A 13,625-nucleotide genomic window follows, 5' to 3' on the forward strand; every position below is an offset into this window, starting at 1 on the left:
GTATGGGGCTTATAAAGTATATAATACGTAGGCTTTTTACTATTTTTGTCTCAATTGTTGTGGTAATTATTATCACATATATTCTTATGTGGCTTGCACCTGGTGATTTTTTCAATATTGCTCAGTTCCAGGCAAGCGCAGGTAAAGTTGCAACATTAACTCCTGAGCAATTGCAAGTTTTAATAAAAGGGTTTGAAGAAAAATATGGTTTAAATGTACCTTTGTGGAAACAGATTTGGAATTATTTGAAAGATGCATTTAGATTTAAGTTTGGTCCTTCTTTTTCAAATCCTAATGAGCCTATTGAGGTTCAGATTGCACGAAGATTCCCAGTTACTTTTACTCTTGCTATCTTATCTATGGCTCTTGCAGTACTTGTTGGAATACCTCTTGGAATTATTGCTGCTCTTAAAAGAAATACATGGATAGATTATGTTTCTATGTTCTTCTCTATGCTTGGAAGTATCATTCCAGCTTATTTGATTGGAGTTATTATGGTACTTGTTTTTAGTGTTTGGTTAAGATGGCTTCCTTCATCGGGATGGGAATCTCCAAAACAAATGATTATGCCCGTTATAGCTGTCGGTTTAGGTCCTATGGCAGTAATTGCAAGATTTATGAGATCAAGTCTTTTAGATGTTCTTAATCAGGATTATATAAGAACTGCTTATGCAAAAGGCGGACCTGATAGAGCAGTTATTATGAGACATGCTTTAAGAAACTCTTTGATTCCAATTGTTACTATTATTGGACCTCAACTTGCTTTTTTGTTTACAGGTACTGTATGGATTGAAAACCTATTTAGGGTGCCTGGACTTGGTCAGCTCTTTGTTAATGCTGCATCTATGAGAGATTATCCATTATTGGTAACATCTACTTTTATCCTTTCTCTTTCTGTAATGTCAATGAACTTGTTGGTTGATATTATATATGCATTTCTTGATCCAAGAATTAAATATGAATAAAAGGCTCAAAGGAAAAAGGAGGTTTTTACTAAATGGAAGTTGCAATAAATAGAAAGGTTAAAAGATCAAGCTATTGGAGTTCTGCTTGGAGAAGATTTAAAAGAAATAAAATGGCAGTTGCTGGATTAATCTATATTATCATAATAATAATTGTCTCCATATTTACCCCATGGATTGCTCCCTATCCTTATGATGAACCCCACTATGCTCATACTTTTGAAAAGCCGAGTGCCAAATTTTGGTGGGGTACTGATGACCTTGGAAGAGATATGTTTAGTAGAAATTTATATGCTATGAGAAATGCTCTGTTAGTGGGTTTTGGTTCCCAAATAGTGGTACTTATTATTGGAGTAATAATAGGCTCTATCGCAGGATATAGAGGTGGAATGATAGATACACTCCTTATGAGAATAACAGATATAATGTATGCGTTTCCTACTTTCCTTTTTAACGTTATTTTAGTTACTGTTATGGGTAGAGGTCTTTTTACAATTCTTGTTGCTGTTGGACTTACAGGATGGGCAGGAATGGCTCGTTTAATAAGAGGTATGGTTATGTATCTAAAACATGCAGAATTTGTTGAAGCGGCAAGAGCTTTAGGAGCTAAAGAATCGTATATTATTAGAAAATATATACTTCCCAATATGTTAGGACCAATTATTGTAAGTTTAGCCTTTGGTATACCAAATGGAATATGGATTGAAGCAGGTCTTGCTTTAATTGGAATGGGAGTAAGACCACCAATGCCTTCTTGGGGTAATATGATTGGAGCTGGAATTGGTTATATAATGGGATTTCCTCATATGGTGATCTTCCCAGTACTTACTTTTGCTCTTACTCTTCTTGCCTTTACATATGTAGGTGATGGTTTAAGAGATGCATTAAATCCAAGGAGTGAGGTATAAAGCCATGGCAGAACTATTAAGAGTTAATAATTTAAAGACCTATTTTGATAGATATGATGGTGTTGTAAAAGCGGTTGATGGTATAAGTTATAAGGTAAATTATGGGGAGACTCTTGCGATTGTGGGCGAAAGTGGATCTGGAAAAACTGTTTCGGTTCTTTCTCTTTTAAGGCTTATTAAAAGAAATGGAAGAATAGTAGATGGAGAAGCTATTTTTGATGGTAAGGATTTATTGAAACTAAATAAAGAAGAACTGAGACAAGTAAGGGGTAAAGATATTTCTATTGTTTTCCAAGATCCAATGACCAGTTTGAACCCCATAATGAGAGTAGGTATCCAGATAATGGAACCTATTTTGTGGCATAAAGTAATGTCTGATAAGGAAGCAAGGGATAGAGCTATCGAACTTTTAAGGCTTGTAGGAATTCCTGAATATAAGACGAGAGTTTGGGATTATCCATTCCAATTTTCAGGTGGGATGAGACAAAGGGTTATGATTGCAATAGCTCTTGCATGTAATCCTAAGCTTGTTATAGCTGATGAGCCTACTACAGCTTTGGATGTTACAGTAAGAGCCCAAATATTGAATCTTCTTTCTGACATGAAGGAAGAATTTAAAACTAGTGTAATATTTATTACTCACGATATTACACTGGCTATGAATTTTGCTGATACAATAATGGTTATGTATGCAGGAAAGATATCAGAGTATGCATCTACTGAGAAGTTTATTAGAAATCCATTACATCCATATTCTCAAGGTTTAATTTCATCTACTCTTGATATAAATGCAAAAGAGGGTTCATTAAGACCTATTCCTGGAAACCCACCAAGCCTTGTGAATCCCCCATCTGGCTGTAGGTTCCATCCAAGGTGTCCATATGCTCAAGATATATGTGGAGAAGTAGAGCCAGAATATAAGGAAGTAGAAGATGGACATTATGTGGCATGTCATTTAGTGAAGGGAGGAAAATTCAATGCCTGAACTTTTAGTTGTTAAAAATTTAAAAAAGTATTTTCCTGTTAAAAAGAAGTTTTTGAGAGCAGTAGATAATGTATCTTTTTCTTTAGAACAAGGAGAAACGTTAGGTCTCGTGGGAGAAAGTGGTTCTGGAAAATCTACCTTAGGTAGATCTATACTTAGACTGATTGAACCAGATGCTGGAGAGATAATTTTTGATGGGGCTGATTTGAGGAAGCTTAAGGGGGAAGAGTTAAGGCAAAAGAGGAGATTTATGCAGATAATTTTTCAGGACCCATTAGCTTCATTAAATCCTATGATGACAGTCGGACAAAACATAGAAGATCCTTTAATAATTCACAATATAGGAACAAGAGAAGAAAGAAGAAGAGCGGTAGAAGAGCTTCTTGAAATAGTAGGTTTAGGTAGAGAGGTAATAGATGCTTTTCCTTATGAATTTTCTGGGGGTCAACAGCAAAGAGTAGGAATAGCAAGAGCTCTTGCTTTAAATCCTAAATTTATTGTTGCAGACGAGCCTGTTTCTTCATTGGATGTATCTATACAAGCTCAAATTGTTTCCCTACTTTATGAACTAAAAAGAAGATTTAAGATATCTTACCTTTTCATATCCCACGACTTGGCAGTGGTAAGATACCTATCTGATAAAGTTGCTGTTATGTACCTTGGTACTATAGTAGAAATGGCTCCAAAGGAAGAATTATATACAAATCCATTGCATCCATATACAAGAGCTCTTCTTGCTTCTGTACCTAAGATGCCGAGAGATGGGGAAAGGCAAAGAAGATTTTCAGCATTAAAGGGAGAAGTACCTTCTCCTATAGACTTGCCTCAAGGTTGTAGATTCCAAAGCAGATGTGAGTATGTGATGGAAACATGTAGAAAACAAGAACCTGCCTTAAGGGAGGTTTCTCCAGGACATTTTGTGGCATGTCATTTAGTATAGGTGTTTAAGGGGTGAGAGGGGTTCAATTGTGAGAGATTTCATATTGTTTTTGATTTTGTCAATAATATTAATTATTTGTGGGTGTATGAAAGAAAGTAGTGTAAGGAATAGTATAGGATCTTATGAGTCAAGATATAAAGACAATAGACCTTTGAATATATTAGGGATAGATATCTCTAAAATGGAATTAGGAAGGTATAATTTATTTGAAGTGTCTATTTTTCTACAGGGTTCATACTTGAATCCTTTTGACCCCCAAGAAATAGATGTAGAAGGAATTTTTGAAGATCAGTATGGTAATCAATATAGGGTTCCAGGATTTTTCTATCAAGAATATAAAAGAGAACTAAAAAATGATTACGAATATTTGGTTCCTGTGGGGGATCCATATTTCAAAATAAGATTTTCTCCAATAAATATAGGCTCATATAAATTTTTTATAAAAGTTAAAGATAAAACAGGAAGAGAAGTCTCATCAGATAAATATACTATATATGTAAAGGAATCTGAAAAACCCGGGTATATAAGGGTTAGCGAAAAGAATTGGCGATATTTTAAGTTTGATAATGGGAGACAATTTTTACCTATTGGGGCGAACATTTGTTGGGCAACATCTAAGGGTACTTATGATTACGATGTATGGCTTCCTAAATGTGCTGAAAATGGTGGAAATTATTTTAGAGTTTGGCTTGGACCTTCATGGGCTACTTTTGCTTTGGAAAGGGAATCTGTTAAAGAATATGATCTTGAAAATGCGTGGAAACTTGATTATGTATTAAATTTAGCGGAAAAATTAAATATGTACATAATGTTTTGTTTTGACAGTTACAATGAACTTAGATATCAGAAGGAAGGAGCATATCCATATTGGGAACATACACCCCATTATGAAAAAAATGGAGGACCCTTGAAAGAACCCAAAGATTTTTGGACTAATAATGAGATGATTAAATATTATAAAAATAAGTTAAGATATATTGTGGCAAGATATGGTTATAGCACTAATGTTTTTGCTTGGGAATTTTGGAATGAGGTAGATATTATTTCTCCAACTGCTTTTGTTATAGGAGAGGTTAAAAAGTGGCATGAAGATATGGCTAAATATCTTAATAGTATTGATCCCTGGAAACATCTAATAACTACAAGTTTTGCTTTCTCTCCTGGAAAACCTGAGATTGACAGTATCTCTGGATTAAACTTTGTACAAACTCATATTTATAAAAGCAATAGATATATTGATGCCCTATTATCTCTTATAGCTTATAAAGAAAAATATAGAAAACCTCATCTTGTGGGAGAATTTGGGTTGGATGCTGGTGGAAATGATCTTTGGGTAGATCCTAATGGGTATGTTATACATAATGCTATTTGGACTACCATTTTGTCTGGTGCTTCTGGTACTGCAATGTCTTGGTGGTGGGATAATCACATTCATCCTAATAATCTTTATTTTCATTATAGGGCTTTAGCGGATTTTGTTAAGGATATAAATTTTTTAGAGGAAAAATTTGAAAGGTTAACAAATTATAAATTTAACGTCTATAATAGAGAGATTAAGGTTATAGGACTTCAAGGTAAGAAATATATACTTTTATGGCTTTATAATGCTAAAGAGGCCTATCAATATAAAAAAGATATTCCTAATATGGATAGTTCGAAATTCTTAGGCAGTATTGAATTATTAATAAAACCCCCAATTAAAGTAATCTACTATGACACATATAGAGGTGAAAAGATTAAGGAATTAGATTTAGATAAAAATGTAATTCCTATTATTGAGTTTGAAAGAGATTTGGCAATAAAAATAGAATTATTAGGGGAAGGAGAGTGATTATTGATGAAGAAGATATTACTTTTTTCCTTAATCTTCCTATTTGTTCTCTCTTTTTCTTTTAAGGAAGTCCATTCTCAAGCCAAATTACCCATTAGAAGAGGAGTTAATCTTACTGGTCTTGAGGCCCCTTTTGAAGGTTCATGGGGGGTATATGTAAAGGATGAGTATTTTGATTTAGTAAAAAAAGCGGGTTTTGACCATGTGAGAATTCCAGTTAGATGGAATGGTCATGCATTATATGAACCCCCATATACTATAAGGGATTACATATTTAATAGAGTGGATCAAGTGATTGATCTTGCTTTTAAGAATAGCTTGTATGTAATAATAAATATCCATAATTATGATGAAATAATGCAAAATCCTGAAAAACACAAAGATAGGTTTCTTGCGTTATGGGATCAGATAGCAGAGCATTATAAAAATTATCCAGATACATTATGGTTTGAGCTTTTAAACGAGCCAAATACAAATCTTACACCTCAGATTTGGAACGAATATTTGGCTGAAGCAATAAAGATAATTAGAAAGACAAATCCAACGAGGAAGATTGTAGTAGATACAGCAAATTGGGCAAATTATAGCACTATCTCTTTTTTAAAACTTCCTGAAGACAAAAATCTTGTAGTAAGTTTTCATTACTATAATCCTTTCAATTTTACCCATCAAGGAGCAGATTGGGTACAGCCTCAGCTTCCAATAGGTGTTAGATGGACTGGTTCAGATCAAGAAAAGAAAATGATAGAGAGGGAACTTGATTTTACTGTTGACTGGGCAAAAAGAAATGGGAATGTACCATTGTGGATGGGAGAGTTTGGGGCATATTTTAGGGCGGATATGGAATCAAGGGTGAGATGGACGGATTTTGTAGCAAGATCTGCAGAAAAGAGAGGAATAGCTTGGGCATATTGGGATTTTGCATCGGCAGGTTTTGGAGTATATGATGGGTTAAATAAAATGTGGAGAATACATCTTTTAAAAGTGTTAATCCCAGAAACAAAAATAAGATGATCGATGTTTTTAAAAAATAAAATGTGTTTGTTAAGGAGGTAAATTTATAATGAATATTCCGATTAGGCGTGGTATAAATTTTGGAGATGCCTTAGAAGCGCCTTTTGAAGGTGCATGGGGTGGGCATGTTATTAAAGACGAATATTTTAAGTTAGTAAAAGAAGTAGGTTTTGACCATGTGAGGATTCCAATAAAATGGAGTATATATTCAAAAAGGGAATCTCCCTATGATATAGAAAAAAAGATTTTTGATAGAGTGGATCATCTTATAGAGCAAGCTTTTAATAATGGGCTTTATATAGTTATAAATATCCATCATTATGATGAAATAATGCAAGATCCACTGAAAGAAAAGGATAGATTTCTAGCTATATGGAGGCAAATATCAGAGCACTATAAAGATTATCCTCATAATTTATATTTTGAATTATTGAATGAACCTACTTATAATTTGCTTAGTAATTTATGGAATCAATTTTTAAAGGAAGCTATAGAAATTATTAGGAAGACTAATCCTGATAGAAAAATTGTAGTAGGACCTGATAATTGGAATAGCCTTTATAATCTTGATAAGTTGATTATTCCTGAAAATGATAAAAATATTATAGTAACTTTTCATTATTATAATCCTTTTAATTTTACACATCAAGGAGCAGGATGGGTAAAAATAGATTTACCGGTGGGAGTTAGATGGTTAGGTACAGATGAAGAAAAGCAGATGATAGAAAAGGAACTTGATATAGCGGTTAATTGGGCTAAAGAACATGGAAATATACCTCTTTATATGGGAGAATTTGGAGCATACTCAAAAGCAGATATGGAATCAAGGGTTAGATGGACGGATTTTGTGGCAAGATCTGCAGAAAAGAGAGGAATAGCTTGGGCATATTGGGAATTTTTCTCTGGATTCGGAGTTTATGATCCTGAAAAAGATGAATGGAGAGTTCCTTTATTAAGAGCTTTAATACCAGAATTAAATTTTTAGGAGGTAAATATGGCTAAAAACGTAATTCCAAGATGGAGGGGTTTTAATTTACCCAATTTGTTTTCATATTATCATTATAAAGATTTTGAAGAAGAAGATTTTAAATGGATATCTGACTGGGGATTTGATTTTGTAAGAATTCCTCTAAATTATAGATTCTGGATAAAAGATGATGATATTTATTATATAAGGGAAGAGTTCTTCGAAAAAATAGATAAGGTAATTTCATGGGGCCAAAAATATCATGTACATATATGTTTAAATTTTCATCGTGGTCCAGGTTACAGTGTTAATCAGGAATTAAAAGAGAAATTTAATTTATGGAAAGATGAGGAGGCTTTAAGTGCTTTTTGTTACCATTGGGGATATTTTGCAAGAAGATACAAAGGTATATCCTCAAAAGATTTGAGTTTTAACTTGATTAATGAACCACCCTATGTATCAGATGATATTATGACAAGAACTGATCATGAGAGGGTAATAAGGAAAACGGTAGATTTTATAAGGAAGATTGATAATGAAAGGCTGATTATTATAGATGGCATCTCTTATGGAAATGAGCCTTTACCTGAGTTAATTGATCTTAATGTTGTACAAAGTTGTAGAGGGTATTTGCCTATGGGACTTACCCATTATAAAGCAAGTTGGGTGGGAGGGGAAAGCTGGCCTGAGCCTAGGTGGCCTGGAGCTTGGCATTACGGAGAATATTGGGATAGGGGTAAGCTTGAAAAACATTATGATAGATGGGTAAGTCTGATGGATAAAGGCATAGGTGTTCATTGTGGAGAGATGGGAGCCTTTAAGTATACACCTCATAAGGTAGTACTTTCTTGGATGAGAGATCTTTTGGAAATATTTAAAGAAAGAGGTATGGGTTATGCTCTTTGGAACTTTAAAGGACCTTTTGGAATTCTTGACTCTGAAAGAGAAGATGTGGAATATGAGGATTGGTATGGACATAAGTTAGATAGGGAGATGTTAAGATTATTACAAGAATTTTAAGATAGTTATTGTTGTATTTTATAAATATTAATGTTATAGCCATCCTTTCCAGATAATAAAAGGATGAAGAATTTTTCATCTTTAGAAAATTTCATATGCTCCAAGAAGTATTCGTTGTTAAGTCTTATTTTTTTCTGAGTACCTGATTTTCTATGAACTAATTGAATTTCTTTTATTAAAGAGAAGGGATTATTGGTAGTAGTATACGCTAAAAACTCTTCATTTGGTGATATACATAGATTATTCCCTAAATATGTGTTTATTACTTCTTTTGTTTTTATATCTATAAGGGTGGAAACCTTTGTTCCTTCAATAATAAGAAATTCATTTTTTTCAGTAAACCTTACACTTCCACCCATAGGATAAGAAAATATTTCTGAAAGATTTTTAAAGTCTATAACTTTAGTCATTTTTTCAAAGGAAATTGCTAATAAATCATCACTTTTTGAAACATCGTAACTTATTATTTTCTCATCTTTAAACAAAGGTATCGTTTTAATATTTTTAAGATCAATTAGGATAAGTCCATAGATATCGTCATTTTTATCGTCCATAGGGTTGTAGGAGTTTGCTAGCATTAAGAAAGTATCCTTAGGAGAGAAATTCAGAGATTCTTCTAAATCATCTTGAGTTGAAAAGAAGATTAATTCTTTTAGGGATGGATAGCTTAATATACGATATTCATAATGATTCTCAGTAGGTATAAATCCAAGAAAGTAAGTTTCAACGAGTTTTTTCTCTAGTATATATTTTCCGGTATTTGAAAAGGAAATATTTTGTATATTTTGCGAAATAGAAAACCAAAAATTGTTATTTATTTTTATGTTACTTTCCAAATTATATGGAAGCTCTGTATATGTATTTTTTTCAAAGTTATAAATTAGAGCGTAGGGTTCATTGTTAACGACAGCTATCGTTTTAGTAGCTATTATTTTAAATTCTTTGATAATTGTGTTAAAGTCTCTTGCATTTTTTGATCTCACTCTTATTTTGTTCTCATTAAGGTTTTTAAGATCTAAAATTGCTAATTGATCCTTTATGTTATATATTAAAAAATTCTCATAAATTAGAAAATAATTTACACTATTTTCTCCAAGAGATATTTCTTTTAGTAAGTAAGGATCAATAAATTGAGAAAAACCAGCAGATATACTAAGAAAAATTATACCTAAACTGATTAGTTTTTTCATATATGATAAGGACTCCTTTTAAAACGATTTAAAAATTTTTCTATTTATTAAAACTATATGTTAGCATAATTTAAACTTTGGAGTTTGTAAAGATGGTAATAAAGTCCCTTTTTCTTTATGAGTTCATTATGACTTCCTTTTTCTACAATCTTACCTTTATGCATTACATAAATAGTATCCACATTTTTTATTGTAGATAATCTATGGGCAATAATTATACTGGTTCTCCCTTTTATGAGATTTTCTATTGCATCTTGGATTAATTTTTCTGTTTCTGTATCTATGTTAGCTGTAGCTTCATCTAAAATTAATATTTTAGGATCAAATACTAATGCTCTTGCAAAGGCTATTAATTGCCTTTGTCCAGAAGATAATGTAGCTCCTCTTTCTTGAACAGGAGTATAGTATCCTTGCGGAAGTTCCCTTATAAAATTATCTGCATTAACCAGTTTTGCTGCTTCTATGACTTTTTCTTCCGGAATATCCTCTTTATTTAATCTTATATTCTGTAAAATATTAGTAGCGAAGAGGTGTACATCCTGAAGGACTATACCAATATGTTTTCTTAATTCTTTTGGATCTATATCTTTTATATTAATATCATCTATAAGAATTTCTCCTTTTTGAATATCATAAAACCTTGTAAGCAGATTTATGATTGAAGTTTTTCCTGCTCCTGTATGACCTACGAAAGCTACCTTTTCGCCCGGTTCTATAGTAAAGGATAAATCTTTTAAAACCCATTCACTATTATAAGCAAACCAAACATTTTTAAATTCTATTTTTCCTTTTATATTTTTTAGAACTGTAATCTTAGGTGTTTCTGTTATATGTTCCGGTTCGTCAAGAAGCAAAAAAATTCTTTCTGCAGAAGCCATAGCATCTTGCATTATATCATATTTTTCTGCTAAGTCTTGAATTGGTTGGAAAAAGCTTCCCAGATAAGATATGAATAAAAATAAAGTTCCAAAACTCATTTGATTTCCCATTATTTGTAGGCCACCAAAGAATATAAGAAAGGCAGAGACAAAACTTCCCAAGGCACTAACTATAGGTCTAAATATGGCATTAACGAAAACGTTTCTTAGAGTTGCTTGTAAAAGTAAGTTATTAATTTCTCTGAATTCTTTTTCATTCTCTTTTTCTCTTGCAAAAAGTTGCGTTACTCTAATACCGCTTATATGTTCTGCTAAATAGGCATTCAATCTTGCAAGTCTAATTCTAAAAGCTCTATAGGCTTCTCTCGCATATTTTTTAAATAGAAAACTTATATAACCTACTATAGGAAGGGATATTAGACATATAATAGCTAATTTCCAATTTAAGCTTAACATTACAATAGAAAGTCCAGTAAGCAAGAATATATCTACTACAAGACTTGTTATTACAGAGTTGTACATCTGTTGAAGGGTTTCAGTATCATTAGTTACTCTTGTTACTAATCTTCCTACAGGATTTCTATCAAAAATTCTCATAGGAAGTTTTAATATATGCTGGAATAGTTCTTTCCTTAGGTCATATATTATTTTTTGAGATGTTAAGTTCAAGATATAGACTTGTATATATGTTAGAAAGAAAATCATGAATATAATAAGAAGATACAATAGAGCTGCTTTTTGTAAATTCGAGATATTTTTCCACCTCAATGAGAATCTGTCCTTAATATCAATCTTTTGCATGTCTTCAAGGGAAATATAATATTTCCCATTTAAAGGTTTGATAAGAGAAGGATATTTTTTAATTAGTGTTTTGGCTAAATTATCTTCAATATAATATACTCTTATCTCTCTATTTTCTACCTTTATAACTTCAAAGGGGTTTATGTTTTTATCTATGGCAGTTTTTATAATATATGGATTTATAAGCTTTAAAATGGTTATGATTATAATAAGAAATAGAGCAAAGAGTAGATAAGAAAAGTAAGGTTTAGCATATTTTAATAATCTTTTCATTATTCTTGAATCATATGCTTTTCCTAATATTTCTTCTTCATAAAACTGATTCATCTATTTCCCTCTCCAACTTAGATTCTAATTGTTGTTGTTCATAAAGCTCAGCATAATATCCACCAAGTCTCATTAATTTATTGTGATCTCCTCTTTCCGTAATCCTTCCATCTTTTAACACTATTATTTCATCTGCCTCTTGAATAACTGATAGCCTTTGGGCTATTACTATAAGACTTTTATCTTTCCTTATTTCCAATAGATTACTTAAAATCTGTTTTTCTGTATTAGCATCTACAGCAGATAAAGCATCATCTAAGATTAAAATAGGGGGATTAATGGCTAAAGCTCTTGCAATTGCGACTCTTTGTTTTTGGCCTCCAGATAATGTAACACCTCTTTCGCCTACTACTGTATATATACCGTCTGGAAAATCTTTTAGATCTTCTTCTAATGCAACGATTTTTATTAGTTCTTTAACCTCGTTATCTGATAGATTAGGATTGCCAAATCTTATATTATTAGCAATAGTATCTGAGAATAAGAAGCTATCTTGGGGTACAAATCCAACGTTTTTTCTGAGAAAATATAAAGAAAGATTTTTAATAGGAATATCATCTATTAGAATCTCTCCTTTTTGTATATCAAAAAGTCTTGATATGAGACTTACTAAGGTGGTTTTCCCTGAACCTACTGGACCTGTGATACCAAGGAATTTTCCAGGTTTTATTTCTATATTTATATCCTCAAGTTGCCAGTTTTTACTTGACGGATATTTAAAGAATACATTCTTAAATATAATTTCTCCATTTAACCTTTCTTTTTTTATTGCATTTTTAGGTTCTCTTATTTCAGGTATTTCATCAAGTACTTCATTTATTCTTTCTAAGGATGCTTTTCCTCTTTGGAAATTGTTTATTACCCATCCTAAGGCATTCATAGGCCATATCAAAAGGCCTAAATAGGAATTGAAGGCTATAAAGTCACCAAGGGTGATATTTCCTTTTATAACTTCCAACCCTCCAAAGAAGAATACAAGAAGCATAGATAGATTAGCTAATAGTTCTATAGTAGGAAACATAAATCCCCATGCTTTAACAAGATTTATATTTTTATTTAATAAATCTCTTGCTTTTACTAAAAAATTCTCTAATTCTTTTTCTTCCTGTACGTAAGCTCTTACAACCCTTATACCTGCTATAGTTTCTTCAGTTTTATCCGTTAGATTAGCAAAGCTTTCTTGTACCAATTTAAATCTTTTGTGAGTTATTTTTCCAAATATGGATATAGTTGATGTAATTATTGGTAAAGGAATAGCTGTGTATAATGTTAGTTTGGGACTTATGCTTATAAGGAAAAAAATAGAAAGAATACCTAAAAAGATTGTATCAAGGAGCATAACGATACCAAAAGCAAACATCTCTCTTACAGCTCCAAGATCGTTGGTAGCAAGAGCCATGAGCTCTCCAGTTTTATGATAGTTAAAGTAGTTTAATGATAAAGTTTGAAGATGGGTAAAGTATTTTTCTCTTATTTGAGCTTCTATATGACGAGAAGTAGCAATAATTTGCATCCTCCAAAGATATCTAAAAAAGGCTGTAAGTATTGCAAAAATAATTAAAGCTAAAAATATTAAAAATAGGTTTCTCAAAGATAATGATCCCTTATTAAGATAATCTACACCCCATCCTAAAAGTTTAGGGGAGATTAGTTGGAAAATATCCGTAAGAAGCAGAAAGAACGCTCCTGAGATATACTTCCATTTATGTTTTAATAATATTTTTTTAATATGCCTAAAAAGAGGCTTGCCTACCATAACAAAAAATAATTTTATATCTAATTGATTTTTTTGTGAAGATGTA

11 protein-coding genes are annotated in these 13,625 nt (G+C 31.9%); 8 read left to right on the forward strand and 3 right to left on the reverse strand.

All coding sequences use genetic code 11. The features are described 5' to 3' along the window. The first annotated feature begins 2 nt into the window (after positions 1-2). The 8 genes from ACY3JM_RS03645 to ACY3JM_RS03680 are packed head-to-tail and all read left to right on the forward strand — an operon-like array spanning position 3 to position 8,627. On the forward strand, positions 3-965 hold the full coding sequence (locus ACY3JM_RS03645) for an ABC transporter permease (protein WP_463082539.1): 963 nt from the start codon (positions 3-5) through the stop codon (positions 963-965). Between the two features lie 32 nt (positions 966-997). Next, entirely contained in the window at positions 998-1,870 is an 873-nt protein-coding gene (locus ACY3JM_RS03650; RefSeq protein ID WP_463082538.1) for an ABC transporter permease, read from the forward strand. A gap of 4 nt (positions 1,871-1,874) precedes the next feature. Then, complete coding sequence (locus ACY3JM_RS03655) at positions 1,875-2,855, forward strand: ABC transporter ATP-binding protein (RefSeq protein WP_463082537.1); 981 nt, start codon at positions 1,875-1,877, stop codon at positions 2,853-2,855. Next, a complete protein-coding gene (locus ACY3JM_RS03660) occupies positions 2,848-3,795 on the forward strand; it encodes an ABC transporter ATP-binding protein (protein ID WP_463082536.1) in 948 nt (315 codons plus the stop codon). Before ACY3JM_RS03655 ends, ACY3JM_RS03660 begins: the two co-directional genes overlap by 8 nt. 28 nt (positions 3,796-3,823) lie before the next feature. Further along, positions 3,824-5,626 (forward strand): hypothetical protein, encoded by a 1,803-nt coding sequence (locus ACY3JM_RS03665; RefSeq protein WP_463082535.1) that lies wholly within the window; start codon positions 3,824-3,826, stop codon positions 5,624-5,626. Between the two features lie 6 nt (positions 5,627-5,632). Then, positions 5,633-6,640, forward strand: coding sequence for a glycoside hydrolase family 5 protein (locus tag ACY3JM_RS03670; RefSeq protein ID WP_463082534.1), 1,008 nt, complete (start codon positions 5,633-5,635; stop codon positions 6,638-6,640). A gap of 49 nt (positions 6,641-6,689) precedes the next feature. After that, positions 6,690-7,625: a glycoside hydrolase family 5 protein gene (locus ACY3JM_RS03675; RefSeq protein WP_463082533.1), complete on the forward strand. Its 936-nt coding sequence runs from the start codon at positions 6,690-6,692 to the stop codon at positions 7,623-7,625. 9 nt (positions 7,626-7,634) lie between these two features. Then, the gene (locus ACY3JM_RS03680; protein WP_463082532.1) at positions 7,635-8,627 is read left to right on the forward strand and encodes a glycoside hydrolase family 5 protein; all 993 of its coding nucleotides are present in this window, start codon (positions 7,635-7,637) and stop codon (positions 8,625-8,627) included. A 5-nt stretch (positions 8,628-8,632) separates the two neighbouring features. Here the strand turns inward: ACY3JM_RS03680 and ACY3JM_RS03685 are convergent, their stop codons facing one another. The 3 genes from ACY3JM_RS03685 to ACY3JM_RS03695 are packed head-to-tail and all read right to left on the reverse strand — an operon-like array spanning position 8,633 to position 13,579. Then, complete coding sequence (locus tag ACY3JM_RS03685) at positions 8,633-9,817, reverse strand: hypothetical protein (protein ID WP_463111739.1); 1,185 nt, start codon at positions 9,815-9,817, stop codon at positions 8,633-8,635. Positions 9,818-9,870: 53 nt separating this feature from the next. Then, positions 9,871-11,823, reverse strand: a complete 1,953-nt coding sequence (locus ACY3JM_RS03690) for an ABC transporter ATP-binding protein (protein ID WP_463082530.1) — start codon at positions 11,821-11,823, stop codon at positions 9,871-9,873. Then, complete coding sequence (locus ACY3JM_RS03695) at positions 11,807-13,579, reverse strand: ABC transporter ATP-binding protein (RefSeq protein WP_463082529.1); 1,773 nt, start codon at positions 13,577-13,579, stop codon at positions 11,807-11,809. The genes ACY3JM_RS03690 and ACY3JM_RS03695 overlap by 17 nt, the downstream gene beginning before the upstream one ends. Between the last annotated feature and the right edge of the window lie 46 nt (positions 13,580-13,625).

The sequence above is a fragment of the Dictyoglomus sp. SSW genome, from assembly GCF_055181335.1.

What these genes read in the sequence shown, in the direction of transcription:
- ACY3JM_RS03680 (WP_463082532.1), top strand. Translation starts at nt 7,635, where the DNA reads ATGGCTAAAAACGTAATTCCAAGATGGAGGGGTTTTAATTTACCCAAT.
- ACY3JM_RS03690 (WP_463082530.1), bottom strand. Translation starts at nt 11,823, where the DNA reads ATGAATCAGTTTTATGAAGAAGAAATATTAGGAAAAGCATATGATTCA.
- ACY3JM_RS03685 (WP_463111739.1), bottom strand. Translation starts at nt 9,817, where the DNA reads ATGAAAAAACTAATCAGTTTAGGTATAATTTTTCTTAGTATATCTGCT.
- ACY3JM_RS03650 (WP_463082538.1), top strand. Translation starts at nt 998, where the DNA reads ATGGAAGTTGCAATAAATAGAAAGGTTAAAAGATCAAGCTATTGGAGT.
- ACY3JM_RS03695 (WP_463082529.1), bottom strand. Translation starts at nt 13,579, where the DNA reads ATGGTAGGCAAGCCTCTTTTTAGGCATATTAAAAAAATATTATTAAAA.
- ACY3JM_RS03670 (WP_463082534.1), top strand. Translation starts at nt 5,633, where the DNA reads ATGAAGAAGATATTACTTTTTTCCTTAATCTTCCTATTTGTTCTCTCT.
- ACY3JM_RS03645 (WP_463082539.1), top strand. Translation starts at nt 3, where the DNA reads ATGGGGCTTATAAAGTATATAATACGTAGGCTTTTTACTATTTTTGTC.
- ACY3JM_RS03675 (WP_463082533.1), top strand. Translation starts at nt 6,690, where the DNA reads ATGAATATTCCGATTAGGCGTGGTATAAATTTTGGAGATGCCTTAGAA.
- ACY3JM_RS03660 (WP_463082536.1), top strand. Translation starts at nt 2,848, where the DNA reads ATGCCTGAACTTTTAGTTGTTAAAAATTTAAAAAAGTATTTTCCTGTT.
- ACY3JM_RS03655 (WP_463082537.1), top strand. Translation starts at nt 1,875, where the DNA reads ATGGCAGAACTATTAAGAGTTAATAATTTAAAGACCTATTTTGATAGA.